The following is a 17,875-nucleotide window of genomic DNA, read 5'->3' as shown; positions in this document are numbered from 1 at the left end:
AGAAACGGACCTGCTCGCGACACCCGGGGTGGATTCCAACCCTACGAACTCGGGCAGCCGCGAAAGTGAATCCGGACAGATTTCGAAAATGAGCGAACAAACCGACGTCGCACGATCGGGGCTGACTGGAATGCTGTTGCCGCAGTTGCGCGCACTGGCGGGGGAGCTCGGTATCCGAGGTACCTCCGGAATGCGTAAGGGCGATCTCATCGCCGCTATCAAGGAAAATCAATCCGGGGCGCCCGCCAAGAACGACGCGCCTGCCAAGGGCGACAAGCCCGCTGCCGCGCCTGTCGCGAACGAAGCGCCCGCGAAGAACGCGGCGCAGGCCAAGGACGACGCGCCCGCGAAGGTGGACAAGTCCGCCAAGGCCGAGAAGCAGGCCGCGCCCGCCGAGAAGCAGGCGCCCGCCGAGGTCACGGCTCCCGAGGTCAAGGCCGAGGTCAAGACCTCCGAGGCCAAGACCGTCGAGGCGCAGGCCGCACCGGCCGCGACCGAGCAGGTCAAGACCGATGCCCCCGCCGACGCAGGCGAGGATTCCGGTCGTGACGGCGGTCAGCGTGGTCGTGGTAGGCAGCGCCGTGGGCGTGACCAGGCCCGTTCCGGTGGTGGCGACAATGCCCCCGCCGAGAACCGCGCCCCCGCCGAGAACCGCGCCGAGGAGACCAAGCAGGCCGACAAGGCCGAGGGCGGCGACCAGGGCGAACGCCGACGCGATCGAGGCGACCGCAACGGCGCCGAGCGTGGCGAGCGCACCGGCAACGACCGTGGCGGCAACGACCGCAACGGCAACGACCGTGGCGAGCGCACCGGTGGCGATCGTAATCAGAACGAGCGCAATCAGAATCAGAGCCAGAACGGCAACAGCGGCGGCAATCGCGGTCCCCGCGACGACCGCGGTGGTGACGACGAGGAAGGCGGCCGCGGTCGCCGGGGTCGTCGATTCCGCGAGCGTCGTCGTGGTCGCGACCGCGATGGTGGTCCCGTCAGCGGTGGCCAGTCCGAGGCTCGCGATTACGACATTCGCGAAGATGACGTCCTCCAGCCGGTCGCGGGCATCCTCGATGTCCTCGACAACTACGCGTTCGTGCGGACCTCCGGCTACCTCGCAGGCCCCAACGACGTGTACGTGTCGATGAACCTGGTGCGCAAGAACGGCCTGCGCCGCGGTGACGCGATCACCGGTGCGGTGCGCGCCCCGCGCGACGGCGAGCAGAACAACCAGCGACAGAAGTTCGACCCGCTGGTCCGTCTGGACACCATCAACGGTGGCGAGCTGGAAGCAGCGCGTCGTCGGCCGGAGTTCCAGAAGCTCACCCCGCTGTACCCGAACGAGCGCCTGCGCCTGGAAACCGCGCAGAACAAGCTCACCACGCGCGTGATCGACTTGATCATGCCGATCGGTAAGGGCCAGCGTGCGCTGATCGTATCCCCGCCCAAGGCGGGTAAGACCACGATCATGCAGGACATCGCCAACGCGATCTCGATCAACAACCCCGAGTGCTACCTCATGGTTGTCCTGGTCGACGAACGTCCCGAAGAGGTCACCGACATGCAGCGTTCGGTGAAGGGTGAGGTCATCGCCTCCACCTTCGACCGCCCGCCGGGTGACCACACCTCCGTCGCCGAGCTCGCCATCGAGCGTGCCAAGCGTCTGGTGGAAATGGGCAAAGACGTTGTGGTGCTGCTCGATTCGATCACCCGATTGGGCCGTGCGTACAACAACTCCTCGCCCGCCTCCGGCCGCATCCTCTCCGGTGGTGTCGACTCGACCGCGCTGTACCCGCCGAAGCGTTTCCTCGGCGCGGCACGCAACATCGAGAACGGTGGCTCGCTCACCATCATCGCCACGGCGATGGTGGAGACCGGTTCCACCGGCGACACGGTGATCTTCGAAGAGTTCAAGGGCACCGGTAACGCCGAGCTCAAGCTCGACCGCAAGATCGCCGAGCGGCGTGTGTTCCCCGCGGTGGACATCAACCCGTCGAGCACCAGGCACGACGAGCTGCTGCTCTCGCCCGACGAGATGGCGGTCGTGCACAAGCTGCGGCGCGTGCTGTCGGGTCTGGACTCGCACCAGGCGATCGATCTGCTGATGGATCGTCTGCGCAAGTCCAAGAACAACCTCGAGTTCTTGATGACGGTCTCCAAGACCGCACCGAGCGCTCTCGACGAGTGATCGTCTAGAACTACGGACAAGGGCCCTGCTTCGGCGGGGCCTTTGCTGTTTTCCGGGGGAACAAACTCGTGGTGGGGGGTGTTCTGTAGTGGTGCGGTCTGCTCTGGCATACTGGACAACTGTGTGTCTTGCGAGTTCGCAGACATCCCGCCTAGTCGGTTCCGGTTCACGTACTCCACTCCATGGAGCTACGACCCGGCGACCATTATCGAGAGGACGCCCATGAAGGCAGGAATCCACCCCACGTATGTCGACACCACCGTTGTGTGTGGTTGCGGCAACACCTTCCAGACTCGCTCCACCAAGGAGTCCGGCCAGATCTCGGTCGAGGTCTGCTCGCAGTGCCACCCGTTCTACACGGGCAAGCAGAAGATCCTCGACACCGGCGGCCGCGTGGCTCGCTTCGAGGCTCGCTACGGCAAGCGCGCAGGTGCCAAGCAGGCCGAAGACGCCTCCTAGTTACCTCATCCGACGCCCGGTACTGCATCAGCAGGCCGGGCGTCGGTGGTTTCTCTGCCCGAGGTAATCGCTTTTCCACACCATAAGGAACCTTCTGTGACGCAGCCGTCCGCTATCGACGACATCTTGGCCGAGTACGCGGGCTTGGAGATGCAGCTCGCCGATCCGGCGTTGCACAACGACACGGGTGCGGCGCGACGAGTGGGGAAGCGGTTCGCCGAGTTGGCGCCGGTGATGAACACCTATCGCAAGCTGGAGACCGTGCGCGACGACCTCGAGGCCGCCCGTGAGCTGGCCTCCGACGACGCGTCGTTCGCCGCGGAGGTGCCAGGGCTGCAGACGCAGCTCGTGGAACTCGAGCAGGCGCTCGCCGACCTGCTCGCCCCGCGCGACCCGCACGACGGCGACGACGTGGTGCTCGAGGTGAAGTCCGGCGAAGGCGGCGAGGAATCCGCGCTGTTCGCGGCGGATCTGGCGCGCATGTACATCCGCTACGCGGAGCGGCACGGGTGGAAGGTGGAGACGCTCGACGTCACCTACTCCGACCTGGGCGGATACAAGGACGCGACGCTGTCGATCAAGAGCAAGGACGCCGCGCGCGACGGCGTGTGGTCGCGATTCAAGTTCGAGGGCGGGGTGCACCGGGTGCAGCGCGTGCCGGTGACCGAATCGCAGGGCCGCATCCATACTTCCGCCGCGGGCGTGCTCATCTATCCCGAGCCCGACGAGGTCGAGCAGGTGCAGATCGACGAGACCGACCTGCGCATCGACGTCTACCGGTCCTCCGGCAAGGGCGGCCAGGGCGTGAACACCACCGACTCCGCGGTTCGCATCACCCACCTGCCCTCTGGCATCGTGGTGACCTGCCAGAACGAACGCTCCCAGCTGCAGAACAAGGCGCGCGCCATGCAGGTGCTCGCCGCCCGGCTGCAAGCACTCGCCGAGGAGCAGGCCGACCAGGAAGCCTCCGCCGGTCGCGCCAGCCAGATCCGCACGGTCGACCGTTCCGAGCGGATCCGCACCTACAACTTCCCGGAGAACCGGATCGCCGACCACCGCATCGGCTTCAAATCGCACAACCTCGACGCCGTCCTCGATGGCGATCTCGACCCGCTGCTCGACGCGCTCGGCAAGGCAGACCGCGACGCGCGCATGGCCGCCGAGTAATTCGGTGACCGAACGGCTCCGGTTGCGTCCGCTGATCGTCGAAGCCGCCGCGCGGCTGGCCGAGGCGGGTGTCGGTTCGCCGATGCCCGACGCGGAGAACCTGGCCGCCCATGTGCTTGGCACCGAGCGCATGCGGCTGGCGCTGATCCCGATGGTCGAGCCCGAGATCGCCGACCGGTACCGCGCGCTGATCGAACAGCGGGCTACGCGAATTCCCTTGCAGCACTTGACCGGAACGGCCGCGATGGGCGAGATCGACCTCGCCGTCGGCCCGGGTGTCTTCGTCCCGCGCCCGGAGACCGAACTGCTGTTCGCGTGGGCGCTGGCCTACCTCGCGACCCTCCCGCACGACCACGCGCCGATCGTCGTCGACCTGTGCACGGGCTCGGGCGCACTGGCGCTGGCCATCGCCCACGCCCGCCCCGACGCCGAGGTCCACGCCGTCGAACTCGACCCCGATGCCCTCACCTGGGCCCGCCGCAACGCCGAGACCCGCGCAGCCGAGGGCGACACCCCGATCACCCTGTACGCCGACGACGCCACCGACCCGACCCTGCTCACCCCGCTGACGGGTCGCGTCGACCTGGTCGTCACCAACCCGCCCTACATCCCCGAAGCCGCGATCCTCGATCCCGAGGTGGCCGACCACGACCCCCATCGCGCCCTCTTCGGCGGACCAGACGGCCTCGATGTCATTCGAGCGATGATCCCCACCATCGGCCGTCTCCTGCGCCTCGGCGGTGCCGCCGCTATCGAACACGACGACACCAACGGCGGGGGAGTAGCAACTCTGTTGGCGGCTGCCGATTTCATCGAGATCGTCGAACACACCGATCTCACCGACAAGCCCCGCTTCGTCGTCGCGCGCCGCCCGCTGACTGCGACCGAGCCCTGCGGCGACGACGGCCGACTGCTCCCGTCGTGACCGGGAACGAATCGGTCGGCCGAGTTCGTTGCGGCCGGCATGTACCCGGCAAACACTCGTCCTAGGCGAATTGCATGGTCGAGCGAGCACTCGTGCGGTCCAGCACACTCCGAGCATCTGACGCATCAGCTGAGCTCGCACGCACATGGGTAACTCGCCGGGGACGTCCAAAGTCCCCCGTCACCTGACCGCAGGCCCGGGGACTAGACTCTTGCCGCACCCAAGACCGGCTAGGAGTCGCGGGGAGGCGGACCAGAGAGGCGGAACAGGGTGAGTACCGTCTATGACTGTGCTGAAGCTGATTCGCGGGCGGCGGGCATCACCGCCGCGACGAGCGCGTTGAAGTCCGGGCGATTGGTCGTCATGCCGACAGACACGCTCTACGGCCTCGCCGCCGACGCGTTCGATTCCGCCGCGGTGAGCGATCTGCTGGCCGCCAAGCGGCGTGGGCGCGATATGCCGGTCCCGGTGCTCGTCGGGTCGTGGCACACCATCGATGGGCTGGTTTTCTCGGTGCGGCCGCAGGCGCGGGATTTGATTCGCGCGTTCTGGCCCGGCGCGCTGAGTCTGGTTGTGCAGGCGGCGCCTTCGCTCGCGTGGGATCTCGGTGACACCCGTGGCACGGTGATGTTGCGGATGCCGTTGCATCCGGTGGCACTCGAATTGTTGCGTGAGGTCGGCCCGCTGGCGGTGTCCAGCGCCAATGTGTCGGGGCAGCCGCCCGCGACCACCGCCGCGCAGGCGCGTGAGCAGCTGGGGTCGCTGGCGAGTGTGTATCTCGACGGTGGTCCGGCCGAGCACGCCGTGGCCTCGACGATCGTCGATCTCACCGCGGATCAGCCGCGGGTGTTGCGGGAGGGTGCTGTGTCGGTGGCCGATATCGCGGAGGTGCTCGGGATGGTGCCGGAAGCCCTGATCAGCTCCGCGCAGCGGTGATCGCACGCCGCTGATGAGCTCAGTCGTTCCCCTGCGCGAGCTACTGCTCGTGCTGCTCGTCTCGGCCACGGTGACGTTCCTGGCCACCGGTGGTGTGCGGGTGCTCGCCATCGCGTTCGGCGCGGTGGCGGTGCCACGTGAGCGCGACGTGCACGTGAAGCCGGTGCCGCGGATGGGCGGTGTCGGCATGTATGTCGGCGTCGTCGCCGCGGTTTTGTTCGCGCACCAATTGCCCGCGCTGCGAAGAGGTTTCGATTACGCCCCGGATATCCCGGCGGTGCTGGTCGCCGCGACGATCATCGTGCTGGTCGGCATCGTCGACGACCGGTGGGGACTGGACGCGCTCACCAAGTTCGTCGGCCAGATCACCGCGGCGGGCGTCATGGCCGTGATGGGCCTGAGCTGGTACGTGATCTACAACCCGTTCAACGACACCACCGTGGTGCTCGACGCGTTGCAGGGCGGTCTGGTCACCGTCGGCATCACCGTCACCCTGGTGAACGCGATGAACTTCGTCGACGGATTGGACGGCCTGGCCGCCGGTCTCGGATTGATCTGCGCGACCGCTGTTTTCGTGTTCTCCATCGGTTTGCTCTACGACCAGGGCGGTTCGGTCGACACCTATCCGCCCGCGTTGCTGGCGGCGGCGCTGGCAGGCGCCTGCCTCGGATTTCTGCCGCACAATTTCTCGCCCGCCCGAATATTCATGGGCGATACCGGCTCGATGATGATCGGTTTGATCCTGGCCGCGGTATCAACGGGCGCCTCCGGCCGAATTCCGCTCCAGGGTTACGGCCCGCGCGACATTGTCGGTTTGCTGTCGCCGTTGTTGCTGGTCGGCGCGGTGATGTTCATTCCGGTGCTCGATCTGTTGCTGGCGATCGTGCGCCGGGTGCGCGCCGGCGTGAGTTTTTCCACACCGGACAAAATGCATCTGCACCACCGATTGCTCCAGATCGGACATTCGCACCGACGCGTGGTCCTGCTGATCTATTTATGGGTCGGTGTACTCGCGTTCGGCGCGGTGGGAACTTCCCTGATGGATAGACGCCTTGTTGTCCTGCTGGTGGCAGGCGGATTGGTGTTCGCGCTGGTAGTGACCGCGATCCCGTCTGTGCGCAGGTCGGAGTCGACGCAGCACTGAGTTCGGCGCGCAAGGTAAAGTCCGGGCCGTGAGCTTTACACCCGAAACCGTGCCAGGCCCCGACGCCCCTCTGCGCGCCGCGCTGCGCTACGGCCTGATCGGCCTCGGCGTGCTCGTCGTCGTCTCGGTGGCGATCGCCACCGCGGTGGCCGGGATGCCCGGGCTGTGGGGCGCGCTGCTCGGCGCCGCGATCGGTGGGGGGTTCATCCTCACCACGGTCGTCGCGGTACTGCTCGGTGCCAAGCTGCCGCCGACGATGGCGGGCGCGGTGATGCTGGTCAGTTGGGTCGGCAAGATGCTGGTGGTGCTGCTGGTGATCCTCGTGTTGAACCAGTTCGACTTCTACAGCAGGCCCGCGCTGTTCTTTACGGTGGTAGGAGCCCTGCTGATCGTTCTCGGTGCCGAGACGTACGGCGTTGTGAGCCAGAAGGTTCCGTACGTCACGACACGCGCGGGAGACGACGAAACGGCCTCCGAGCAGGAATAATCCCACCCAGCTACACACTGTCGTAGATAGCTTGGTAAAGTGTTGGTAAGCAAGCACCCAAGCTAGAGGCTAGGCCCGACAAACTCGGGGCATTGCCTCGAGTTACCAGGGGGGATCATCGAGATCCCACCCGGTGCCGCTATGCTTACTGCCGATCCGGGTGGAATGTATCCGGTTGAAGCATGTCGACGATGTCGCCGACGCCCGATCAGTAGCTGTACGGGTTACACCGTACGAGCGGCTGTCGAATTTCGAGCCGACCAGAGTCGACCCCCAATTGATCGTCAATGTCCGATCGAACCGCGGGAATGACCGTCGTACCCGCGGCCCGAACACGGGAGAGAACGCTGAGCGTCATCACTTTGGCGGCGGGCGAGTTTCACGCGCCATCGCTGTCCGACTTCTACCCACCAGCAGTGCTGTTCGCGGGGACGCCGTTCGAACTCGATCGCCTGATGCTGGTCCGCCTATTGATGACCGCCGTTCTGGTGGCCGTCTTCGTGCTGGCTTTCCGGTCGCCGAAGATCGTGCCCCGCGGTCTGCAGAACGTGATGGAAGCCGCTGTGGTTTTCGTCAAGGAGCAGATCGCCGACGAGGTGCTCGGTAAGGAAACCGGCAAGAAGTTCCTTCCGCTGATCGCGACGATCTTCTTCACGGTTCTGTTCCTGAACTTCTCCGGTGTGATTCCCGGGTTGAACATCTCGTCCAATGCGCGCATCGGCATGCCGCTGGTCCTGGCCGCGATCGTCTACATCGCCTACAACTACGTCGGCATCAGGAAGTACGGGTTCTTCTCCTACATCCGCCACAGCATCGTCGTACCCGACGTGCCGGTCGCGCTGCACCTGCTGCTGATCCCGATCGAGTTCATCTCGACCTTCATCCTGCGGCCGTTCACGCTCACCGTGCGTCTGTTGGCCAACATGCTGGCCGGCCACATCATGCTGGTGCTGTTCTTCAGCGCGACCTGGTTCTTCCTGTTCGACGCCGCCGCGTGGATGAAGATCTTCTCGCCGTTCTCGCTGCTGGCCGGCATCGGCTTCACGCTCTTCGAGCTGCTGGTGATCTTCCTGCAGGCCTACGTTTTCGCGCTGCTGACCGCCGTGTACATCGGCCAGTCGCAGCACGCTGCCGACCACTGACCTGACTGACCAACGATCGGAAACCTGCTACACACGCCGACCGGCGGGTGAGCAACAGAAAGGGAAAGATTCATGAGCCTCGCTTACCTGGCCCAGGAAGCCGCGACCACCGAGAGCACCTTCAAGGGCTTCGGCGCCATCGGCTACGGTCTGGCCGCGATCGGCCCCGGCATCGGCGTGGGTATCGTCGTCGGTAAGGCCATCGAGGGCATCGCTCGTCAGCCCGAGCTGTCCGGCCAGATCCGTACCACCATGTTCCTCGGTATCGCGTTCACCGAGGCCCTGGCGCTGATCGGCCTCGTCGCCGGCTTCATCTTCTGATTCCGATGCGCGAACTCATCACGCTCGCAGCTGAGGGTGGAGAGGATGTGAATCCTCTCGTTCCCGCAACGTACGACATCGTCTGGTCGATCGTCTGCGTCGTCATCATCGGCGTGCTCTTCTGGAAATACGTGATCCCACGTGTGACCAAGACACTCGAAGAGCGCACGGACAAGATCGAAGGCGGTATCGCCAGGGCCGAAGCAGCCCAGGTCGAAGCCCAGCAGACGCTGCAGCAGTATCAGCAGCAGCTGGCCGACGCCCGGCTCGAGGCCGCGCGCATCCGTGAGGAAGCACGCACCCAGGGTCAGCAGATCCTCGCGCAGATGCGCACGGATGCCCAGGCCGAAAGCGACCGCATCGTCGCCGCCGGTCACTCCCAGCTGGAAGCCCAGCGCCAGCAGATCCTGACGGAGCTGCGTTCCGAGGTCGGCCGTACGGCCGTCGACCTGGCCGAGAAGATCATCGGTCAGTCTGTTTCGGACGAAGCCAAGCAGGCGGCGTCGATCGACAAGTTCCTCAGCGAACTCGACGACACCGCCGCCATCGGGGTCGGAAGGTAGCGACGCGAAAGTGAGAAGCATGTACGCAGCGAGCCGCGAGGCCAGTACCCGGTCTCGCGAGGCGCTTCGGGTCGCTCTGACCGGAAGCGAAACCGTTGCGGCCACAACGGGGTCGGAACTGTTCGCCGTTGTCGCCGTGCTGGACGACCAGCGTTCGCTGCGTGTGGCGCTCGCGGACGCCTCGGTGCCGGGTTCGGCGCGCGCTGAACTCAGTGAGCGGGTCTTCGGCGGCAAGGTCAGCGCTGCCACGCAGGCAGTGCTGACCACCGCGGTGGCGCAGGACTGGTCACGCACCCGCGACCTGGTCGACACCCTGGTGCTGCTCGGGCAGGAGGCTCTGCTGGAGTCTGCCGCCGTCGGCAGTCGGCAGGACGCGGTGGAGGACGAGCTGTTCCGGCTCGGACGCATCGTCGCCGACAACCCGAAGCTGGAGCAGGCACTGTCCGACCACGGAAAGCCCGCCTCGGCGCGGCGAGAACTGGTCGAGCGGCTGCTCAACGGCAAGGTCGAGCCGGTCACGCTGGCGCTGGCCGAGCAGGCGGTGACCCGCCTGCGGACCAACAACATCGGCGTCGCCTTCGACGCCCTGTCCGATCTGGCGGCGGCCCGTCGTGACCAGATCGTCGCCCACGTGAACTCGGCGGTCGAGCTGAACGATCAGCAGAAGGCGAAGCTGTCGGCTTCCCTGCGGCGGATCTACGGCAAGGCGGTCACCGTGCACGTGCAGGTCGACCCGACGCTGCTGAGCGGCGTCGTCGTCCGCGTCGGAGACGACGTGATCGACGGCAGCGCCACCGGCCGACTGGAGAAGCTGCGTCGGGCACTGTCCTGAAAGGGCGCTCAACGCAGTATTTTCCGACCCCCGACATTCGAGACCACAGCGAGAGCAGGAACAACATGGCGGAGCTGACGATCTCCTCCGACGAGATCCGTAGCGCGATCGAGAGCTACACCCAGAGCTACACCCCGGAAACCTCCATCGAAGAAGTCGGCGTCGTGATCGATACCGGCGACGGTATCGCGCACGTCAGCGGTCTGCCTTCGGCGATGGCCAACGAGCTGCTCGAGTTCCCCGGCGGGGTGCTCGGCGTCGCGCTGAACCTCGAGGACACCAACATCGGTGCCGTCATCCTCGGCGAGTACGCCTCGCTGGAAGAGGGCCAGCAGGTCCGTCGCACCGGCGACGTGCTCTCCGTTCCCGTGGGTGACAAGTTCCTCGGTCGCGTCGTCAACCCGCTCGGCCAGCCGATCGACGGCCTGGGCGAGATCGACTCCGACGAGCGCCGCGTGCTGGAGCTGCAGGCAGCGTCCGTGCTGGAGCGTCAGCCGGTCGAAGAGCCCCTCGCTACCGGTATCACCGCGATCGACGCGCTGACGGCCATCGGCCGCGGCCAGCGTCAGCTGATCATCGGCGACCGCAAGACGGGCAAGACCGCCGTCGCGATCGACGCGATCCTGAACCAGAAGGCGAACTGGGAGACCGGCGACGCCGACAAGCAGGTTCGCTGCATCTACGTGGCGATCGGCCAGAAGGGCTCCACCATCGCGGGCGTCAAGACCGCGCTCGAGGAGCACGGCGCGATGGAGTACACCACCATCGTGGCGGCCCCGGCCTCCGATTCCGCCGGCTTCAAGTGGCTGGCTCCGTACACCGGTTCGGCCATCGGCCAGCACTGGATGTACCAGGGCAAGCACGTCCTCATCGTGTTCGACGACCTGACCAAGCAGGCCGAGGCGTACCGCGCCATCTCGCTGCTGCTGCGTCGTCCGCCGGGCCGCGAGGCGTACCCCGGTGACGTCTTCTACCTGCACTCCCGTCTGCTGGAGCGTTGCGCGAAGCTGTCCGACGAGATGGGCGCGGGCTCGATGACCGGTCTGCCGATCATCGAGACCAAGGCCAACGACGTCTCGGCGTTCATCCCGACCAACGTCATCTCCATCACCGACGGCCAGGTCTTCCTCGAATCCGACCTGTTCAACAAGGGCGTCCGTCCGGCGATCAACGTCGGTACCTCGGTCTCCCGTGTCGGTGGCGCCGCGCAGACCAAGGCCATGAAGAAGGTCGCCGGTTCGCTGCGTCTGGAAATGGCGCAGTACCGCGAGCTGGAGGCGTTCTCCGCCTTCGCCTCCGACCTCGATGCCGCGTCGCTGGCGCAGCTCGAGCGCGGTGCCCGCTGGGTCGAGCTGCTCAAGCAGGACCAGTACTCCCCGGTCTCGGTCGAGGATCAGGTCGTCTCGATCTTCCTGGTCGACGCCGGCTACTACGAGTCGGTGCCCGTCGCCGACGTGCGTCGCTTCACCAATGAGCTGCTGGAGTACCTGCACGGTGCCACCCAGAGCTCGTTCGACGCGCTCGAGGGTGGCAAGAAGCCGCTCGCGGGCGAGGCCGCCGACGCGATCAAGGCCGAAACCGACAAGTTCAAGCAGGGCTTCCTCGATTCGGACGGCAATCGCATCGTGAACGAGGCCGGCGCGGGCGAGCTGGACCACGAAGAGGTCGAGTCGCTGTCGGTCACCCGCAAGCACGTCGATAAGTAAGCCGGGTCATGATGTCGGCAATTTCCGATCTGGCGAATGAAGGGAGTGTGAACCGCTAGTGGCAAGTTTGCGCGAATTGCGCTCCCGCATTCGTGGTGTGAATTCGATCAAGAAGATCACCAAGGCTCAGGAACTGATCGCGACCTCGCGAATTTCCAAGGCCCAGGCCAGGGTTGCGGCTGCCAAGCCGTACGCCGAGGAGATCACCAAGGTCCTCGGCGAACTGGCGAGCGCGTCGAAGAACCTGTCGCACCCGCTGCTGACCGAGCGTCCCAACGCTCGTCGGGCCGCTGTCCTGGTGATCACCAGTGACAGCGGTATGTGCGGTGGCTACAACTCGAACGTGCTCAAGCGTGCCGAGGAGCTCATGACCTCGCTGCGTGGCGAAGGCAAGGAACCCGTTCTGTACGTGATGGGCAGTAAGGGCATCACGTATTACAGGTTCCGCAACCGCCCGTACCAGGCGTCGTGGTTCGGCTTCTCTCAGCAGCCCAAGTACACCGACGCGTCGGCCGCGTGCAAGCACCTGGTCGAGGCCTTCATGGCCGGCTCCGACGGCGAGGTCCCCTCGCTGGACGAAACCGGAACCATCGAAGGTGTCGACGAGCTGCACATCGTGTACACCAAGTTCGTGTCGATGCTGACCCAGAACCCGGAGGTGCGCCGCTTGGCGCCGATCCAGGTCAGCTACGTCGACGAGAACTACGAGCTCGGCGACGACATCATGTCGGACTCGCCGAACGTGGTGGCCACGGCACAGTACGAGTTCGAGCCGGACGCCGATGTGCTGCTCGGGGCTCTGCTGCCCAAGTACATCAACACGCGTATCTACGCATCGTTGCTCGAGGCAGCGGCATCCGAGTCCGCGGCTCGGCGCACCGCAATGAAGGCGGCGACCGATAACGCCAACGAGCTGGCCAATGTGCTCCAGCGCGAGGCGAACTCGGTGCGTCAGGCCCAGATCACGCAGGAAATCAGCGAAATCGTCGGCGGCGTCAATGCGCTGGCGTCGAGCTCGGACCGCGACTAAGAAGCGCAGGAAGAGAACCAATCTAATGACCGCAGCTGTCACTCAGGACAACGCGAAGAAGGCGGGCGAAACCGCTGGACGCGTCGTCCGTGTCATCGGCCCCGTCGTGGACGTCGAGTTCCCGCGTGGCGCCATCCCCGAGCTCTTCAATGCTCTGAACTCCGACATCGAACTCCCGTCGGTAGCCAAGACCCTCACCCTCGAGGTCGCTCAGCACCTCGGCGACAACATCGTGCGCACCATCTCGATGCAGCCGACCGACGGCCTGGTCCGTGGTGCGACTGTCACCGACACCGGCAAGCCGATCTCGGTGCCCGTCGGCGACATCGTCAAGGGCCACGTGTTCAACGCCCTCGGTGACTGCCTCGACACTCCCGGCCTCGGCCGGGACGGCGAGCAGTGGGGCATCCACCGTCAGCCGCCGAGCTTCGACCAGCTCGAGGGCAAGACCGAGATCCTCGAGACCGGTGTCAAGGTCATCGACCTGCTGACCCCGTATGTCAAGGGCGGCAAGATCGGTCTGTTCGGTGGTGCCGGTGTCGGCAAGACCGTGCTGATCCAGGAGATGATCACCCGTATCGCTCGCGAGTTCTCGGGCACCTCGGTGTTCGCGGGCGTCGGTGAGCGTACTCGTGAGGGCACCGACCTCCGTCTGGAAATGGAAGAGATGGGCGTCCTTCCGGACACCGCCCTCGTCTTCGGCCAGATGGACGAGCCGCCGGGCACGCGTATGCGCGTTGCCCTGTCGGCGCTGACCATGGCGGAGTACTTCCGCGATGTCCAGCACCAGGACGTGCTGCTCTTCATCGACAACATCTTCCGTTTCACCCAGGCCGGTTCCGAGGTCTCGACCCTGCTGGGTCGCATGCCTTCGGCCGTGGGTTACCAGCCGACGCTGGCGGACGAGATGGGTCAGCTCCAGGAGCGCATCACCTCGACCAAGGGTCGCTCGATCACCTCGCTGCAGGCGATCTACGTCCCCGCCGACGACTACACCGACCCGGCGCCGGCGACCACCTTCGCCCACCTGGATGCGACGACCGAGCTTTCCCGCCCGATCTCGCAGAAGGGCATCTACCCGGCCGTCGACCCGCTGACCTCGACCTCTCGTATCCTTGAGGCTTCGATCGTCGGCGAGCGCCACTTCCGGGTTGCCAACGAGGTCAAGCGGATCCTGCAGAAGTACAAGGAACTGCAGGACATCATCGCCATCCTCGGCATGGACGAGCTCTCCGAAGAGGACAAGGTCCTCGTCGGTCGCGCCCGTCGCCTGGAGAAGTTCCTGGGTCAGAACTTCATCGTCGCCGAGAAGTTCACCGGTCAGGTCGGCTCGGTCGTTCCGCTGGAACAGACCATCGACGACTTCGACCGTGTCTGCAAGGGCGAGTTCGACCACTACCCGGAGCAGGCGTTCAACTCCTGCGGTGGTCTCGACGACGTCGAGGCAGCCGCGAAGAAGATCCTCGGGAAGTAGTCCACTATGGCGGAGATGACAGTTGATCTCGTAGCTGTCGAGCGCAAGATCTGGTCCGGCCAGGCTTCGTTCGTCAGCGCGCAGACCACCGAAGGTCAGATCGGCATCATGGCAGGCCACGAGCCGCTGCTCGGTCAGCTCGTCGAGGGCGGCACGGTCTCCATCGTGTCGACCGACGGCGAGCGGATCGTCGCTGCGGTGCACGGCGGCTTCTTCTCGGTCACCGCCGACACCGTGCGGGTGCTGGCCGAGTCCGCGGATCTCGCGGGCGAGGTCGACGTCGACGCGGCGCGCAAGGTGCTGAGCGACGCGAGCGCCACCGAGGTGGAGCAGCGCGCGGCCAAGGGCCAGGTGCGTGCGGTCGAAGCGACCGTCACCGACTGATCGCAGTAGTACGGCTCTCTGCCGGCGAGGAACTTCGGTTCCTCGTCGGCAGAGTTGTTTAGCAAGCCTTTTCAGGGGGAAAAGCGGTCCGCCCGGTTTGTGTCCGAGCGAGCGTGATTGAATGGGGGAGCGGGGGTGTCTTGGACACCGGCAAGAGCGAAAGGGCGTGCGGCATTGCAAACCGGGATGGTTCTCCTGATCATTCTGGTGCTGACGCTCGTGTTCGTAGCCGGGGCATCGACCTATCGCCTGGTGATGTTGCGCCGTGGGGGCACGGCCGCATTGCTTCGCGCACTGCCCGCGCGCGGCGGCCAAGGCTGGCGCCACGGGCTCATTCGCTACGACGAGGATCGCCTCGTCTTCTTCAAACTGACCAGCCTGAAATTCGGGCCCGACTCCACGGTGCATCGGCAGGGCCTGGAAATAGTCGAGCGCCGAGGGCCACAGGGCGACGAATTCGACATCATGACCGAAGACATCGTGGTGGTAGCCGTCACCGATCCGCAGAGCAATTTCGAGCTTGCGCTCGACCGCGGTTCGATGGCGGCCTTTTTGTCCTGGGTGGAGTCGCGACCGTCCGATCGCGCCCGCCGTACTCGTGGAGGCCCGTCGTGAGTGTGCACCTGACCCGGATCTATACCCGCACGGGTGATGACGGTACGACCGGCCTCAGTGATTTCTCCCGTGTGGCCAAGAACGATCCGCGGCTGATCGCCTACGCCGACTGCGACGAGGCGAACGCGGCTCTCGGTGTCGCCGTCGCCCTCGGCGCGCCCGACCCCGCTGTGCTGACGGTGTTGCGCCAGATCCAGAACGATCTCTTCGACGCGGGCGCCGATTTGTCCACCCCGGTTGTCGACGAACCGAAGTACCCGCCGCTGCGCATCACCGAGCCCTACATCGATCGGCTCGAGAAGTGGTGCGACGAGTTCAATGACGGTCTGGCGCCGCTGAATTCGTTCATCCTGCCCGGCGGCACGCCGTTGGCTGCGTTGTTGCACACAGCCCGCACCGTGGTGCGCCGGGCCGAGCGTTCTGCCTGGGCGGCCGTCGAAAACCACCCCGACGACACCAGCGTGTTGCCCGCGAAATATCTGAATCGGCTCTCGGACCTGCTGTTCATCCTCAGCCGGGCCACCAATCCCGCCGGCGATGTCTTGTGGCAGCCCGGCGGCGGCCTGCCGCGCTGAAAGCGACTCTCCGAGGCGGGAAATCGGTCGGTTTCTTGTTCTTTCGTGACAGGGGGGCGTGTCGTCGCGCGGCGGTCGATAAGCTGACGTGGTGAGCGAACGGTTTCTGGTCTCCGGCGGCAATCGACTCGTCGGCGAGGTCGCGGTCGGCGGCGCGAAGAACAGCGTGCTGAAGCTGATGGCTGCCTCGTTGCTGGCCGAGGGCACGACCACCATCACCAACTGCCCTGACATCCTCGATGTCCCGCTGATGGCGGAGGTGTTGCGCGGTCTCGGCTGCGACGTGACGATCTCCGACGACGTCAGCGGCGACAACTCGGTGGTGACGATCGATACCCCCGCCGAGCCCAAGTACCACGCGGATTTCCCCGCGGTGACCCAGTTCCGCGCCTCGGTGTGTGTGCTCGGGCCGCTGATGGCGCGCTGCAAACGTGCCGTGGTGGCACTTCCCGGCGGTGACGCGATCGGTTCGCGACCGCTGGACATGCACCAGGCGGGCCTTCGCCTGCTCGGCGCGACCAGCGAGATCGAGCACGGGTGCGTCGTCGCCCGCGCCGACGAGCTGAGGGGCGCCCGGATCCGCCTCGACTTCCCGTCGGTCGGCGCGACCGAGAACATTCTGATGGCCGCGGTCCTGGCCGAGGGGGAGACGGTCATCGACAACGCGGCACGCGAGCCCGACATCGTCGACCTGTGCACCATGCTCATCCAGATGGGTGCGCGGATCGAGGGTGCCGGTTCCTCGGTGCTCACGGTGCAGGGCGTGAAGAGCCTCTCGCCCACCACGCACCGGGTGATCGGCGACCGCATCGTCGCCGCCACCTGGGGAATCGCCGCGGCGATGACTACCGGCGATATCCGGGTCACCGGCGTCAACCCCAAGCACCTGGCCTTGGTGCTGGACAAGCTACGTTCGGCTGGTGCGCGAATCTCCTACGAGCCCAACGGGTTCCGGGTTGTGCAGGCCGAGCGTCCGCGCGCGGTGAACTTCGCGACGCTGCCGTTCCCCGGGTTCCCGACCGATCTGCAGCCGATGGCCATCGGCCTGGCCGCCATCGCCGACGGCACCTCGATGATCACCGAGAACGTCTTCGAGGCGCGGTTCCGATTCGTGGAGGAGATGATCCGGCTCGGCTCCGACGCCCGGACCGACGGTCACCATGCGGTGGTCCGCGGGATTCCGCGGTTGTCGAGTGCGCCGGTCTGGTCTTCCGACATTCGCGCGGGCGCCGGCCTGGTGCTGGCCGGGCTGGTCGCCGATGGCGTCACCGAAGTGCACGACGTCTATCACATCGACCGCGGCTACCCTCGGTTCGTCGAGCAGATGCAGGCGCTCGGGGGACAGGTCGAACGGGTCAGTGCGCCGAAATAGGCTCCTGACCAGCCGATTTGACTTCACGTTGGTCAGCACGTAACTTTATTCGAGTCAGAGCGACACGGACACCGACTCAGCCACTGGCTGGGGCACGAGGTAGGACGTTGAGCGCCTGACTGATCATGTGTTCAGGGTTACCTCTTCGGAACTTGCTTCCGATGAACCTCCTGAGCTAAAGTTTGAACCCTTGCCTCACCGAAACCCCTACGAGAAGTTGTGGGTGGAAGTGTGTGCGTGTGTTCTTTGAGAACTCAATAGTGTGTCGATGAATGTCAGTGCCAATAATTATTATTGGTTCCGGCCTTTCATGTACCCCCCGGTCGTGGAAGGTTGGACATTGAACAACAGCGAATCTTTTTTGCTGGTGTTTTGTTTTGCTAGGTTTTCGGACTCTAGTTTAGATATTTCTGATTGACCCTTTCGAGGGTTGGTTAAGAGTCTTCAACGGAGAGTTTGATTCTGGCTCAGGACGAACGCTAGCGGCGTGCTTAACACATGCAAGTCGAGCGGTAAGGCCCTTCGGGGTACACGAGCGGCGAACGGGTGAGTAACACGTGGGTG

18 protein-coding genes and 1 rRNA gene are annotated in these 17,875 nt (G+C 65.4%); all 19 read left to right on the top strand.

The features are described from left to right. Positions 1-88 precede the first annotated feature (88 nt). Entirely contained in the window at positions 89-2,179 is a 2,091-nt protein-coding gene (gene rho, locus ACLJPD_RS18150) for a transcription termination factor Rho (protein ID WP_410873456.1), read from the top strand. A gap of 222 nt (positions 2,180-2,401) precedes the next feature. Next, complete coding sequence (rpmE, locus tag ACLJPD_RS18145) at positions 2,402-2,638, top strand: 50S ribosomal protein L31 (RefSeq protein ID WP_378909853.1); 237 nt, start codon at positions 2,402-2,404, stop codon at positions 2,636-2,638. 96 nt (positions 2,639-2,734) lie between these two features. After that, positions 2,735-3,805 carry a peptide chain release factor 1 gene (prfA, locus tag ACLJPD_RS18140; protein WP_410873455.1) on the top strand — a complete coding sequence of 357 codons (1,071 nt, stop codon included), beginning with the start codon at positions 2,735-2,737 and terminating at the stop codon, positions 3,803-3,805. Between the two features lie 4 nt (positions 3,806-3,809). Beyond that, positions 3,810-4,730 (top strand): peptide chain release factor N(5)-glutamine methyltransferase, encoded by a 921-nt coding sequence (gene prmC / locus ACLJPD_RS18135; protein WP_410873454.1) that lies wholly within the window; start codon positions 3,810-3,812, stop codon positions 4,728-4,730. A 270-nt stretch (positions 4,731-5,000) separates the two neighbouring features. Next, on the top strand, positions 5,001-5,666 hold the full coding sequence (locus tag ACLJPD_RS18130; RefSeq protein ID WP_056817909.1) for an L-threonylcarbamoyladenylate synthase: 666 nt from the start codon (positions 5,001-5,003) through the stop codon (positions 5,664-5,666). A 13-nt stretch (positions 5,667-5,679) separates the two neighbouring features. After that, the gene (locus tag ACLJPD_RS18125) at positions 5,680-6,810 is read left to right on the top strand and encodes an MraY family glycosyltransferase (protein ID WP_410873453.1); all 1,131 of its coding nucleotides are present in this window, start codon (positions 5,680-5,682) and stop codon (positions 6,808-6,810) included. 28 nt (positions 6,811-6,838) lie between these two features. Then, on the top strand, positions 6,839-7,297 hold the full coding sequence (locus ACLJPD_RS18120) for a hypothetical protein (protein ID WP_410873452.1): 459 nt from the start codon (positions 6,839-6,841) through the stop codon (positions 7,295-7,297). Positions 7,298-7,584: 287 nt separating this feature from the next. After that, the gene (gene atpB, locus ACLJPD_RS18115) at positions 7,585-8,439 is read left to right on the top strand and encodes a F0F1 ATP synthase subunit A (protein WP_410873451.1); all 855 of its coding nucleotides are present in this window, start codon (positions 7,585-7,587) and stop codon (positions 8,437-8,439) included. Positions 8,440-8,511: 72 nt separating this feature from the next. Next, positions 8,512-8,760: an ATP synthase F0 subunit C gene (locus ACLJPD_RS18110; protein ID WP_056817903.1), complete on the top strand. Its 249-nt coding sequence runs from the start codon at positions 8,512-8,514 to the stop codon at positions 8,758-8,760. Positions 8,761-8,765: 5 nt separating this feature from the next. Continuing rightward, entirely contained in the window at positions 8,766-9,323 is a 558-nt protein-coding gene (locus tag ACLJPD_RS18105) for a F0F1 ATP synthase subunit B (protein WP_410873450.1), read from the top strand. Between the two features lie 19 nt (positions 9,324-9,342). Beyond that, on the top strand, positions 9,343-10,155 hold the full coding sequence (locus tag ACLJPD_RS18100; RefSeq protein WP_410873449.1) for a F0F1 ATP synthase subunit delta: 813 nt from the start codon (positions 9,343-9,345) through the stop codon (positions 10,153-10,155). 65 nt (positions 10,156-10,220) lie between these two features. Next, a complete protein-coding gene (gene atpA / locus ACLJPD_RS18095) occupies positions 10,221-11,861 on the top strand; it encodes a F0F1 ATP synthase subunit alpha (RefSeq protein ID WP_410873448.1) in 1,641 nt (546 codons plus the stop codon). Positions 11,862-11,919: 58 nt separating this feature from the next. Continuing rightward, the gene (locus ACLJPD_RS18090; RefSeq protein WP_410873447.1) at positions 11,920-12,891 is read left to right on the top strand and encodes a F0F1 ATP synthase subunit gamma; all 972 of its coding nucleotides are present in this window, start codon (positions 11,920-11,922) and stop codon (positions 12,889-12,891) included. Between the two features lie 25 nt (positions 12,892-12,916). Continuing rightward, positions 12,917-14,365 carry a F0F1 ATP synthase subunit beta gene (atpD, locus tag ACLJPD_RS18085; RefSeq protein WP_056817894.1) on the top strand — a complete coding sequence of 483 codons (1,449 nt, stop codon included), beginning with the start codon at positions 12,917-12,919 and terminating at the stop codon, positions 14,363-14,365. Between the two features lie 6 nt (positions 14,366-14,371). Next, positions 14,372-14,749 carry a F0F1 ATP synthase subunit epsilon gene (locus ACLJPD_RS18080; protein WP_410873446.1) on the top strand — a complete coding sequence of 126 codons (378 nt, stop codon included), beginning with the start codon at positions 14,372-14,374 and terminating at the stop codon, positions 14,747-14,749. A 186-nt stretch (positions 14,750-14,935) separates the two neighbouring features. Then, positions 14,936-15,364 (top strand): DUF2550 domain-containing protein, encoded by a 429-nt coding sequence (locus ACLJPD_RS18075; RefSeq protein WP_410873445.1) that lies wholly within the window; start codon positions 14,936-14,938, stop codon positions 15,362-15,364. Further along, the gene (locus tag ACLJPD_RS18070) at positions 15,361-15,939 is read left to right on the top strand and encodes a cob(I)yrinic acid a,c-diamide adenosyltransferase (protein WP_410873444.1); all 579 of its coding nucleotides are present in this window, start codon (positions 15,361-15,363) and stop codon (positions 15,937-15,939) included. Before ACLJPD_RS18075 ends, ACLJPD_RS18070 begins: the two co-directional genes overlap by 4 nt. Before the next feature lie 91 nt (positions 15,940-16,030). Next, entirely contained in the window at positions 16,031-17,311 is a 1,281-nt protein-coding gene (gene murA, locus ACLJPD_RS18065; protein ID WP_410873443.1) for a UDP-N-acetylglucosamine 1-carboxyvinyltransferase, read from the top strand. A gap of 444 nt (positions 17,312-17,755) precedes the next feature. Beyond that, a 16S ribosomal RNA gene (locus ACLJPD_RS18060) occupies positions 17,756-17,875 on the top strand; the annotation flags it as partial.

The organism is Nocardia sp. A7, assembly GCF_046549215.1.
Classification (GTDB): Bacteria; Actinomycetota; Actinomycetes; order Mycobacteriales; family Mycobacteriaceae; genus Nocardia.
The sequence above is the reverse complement of the archived record's forward strand: the minus strand, read 5'-3'. Positions and strand labels throughout refer to the sequence as shown.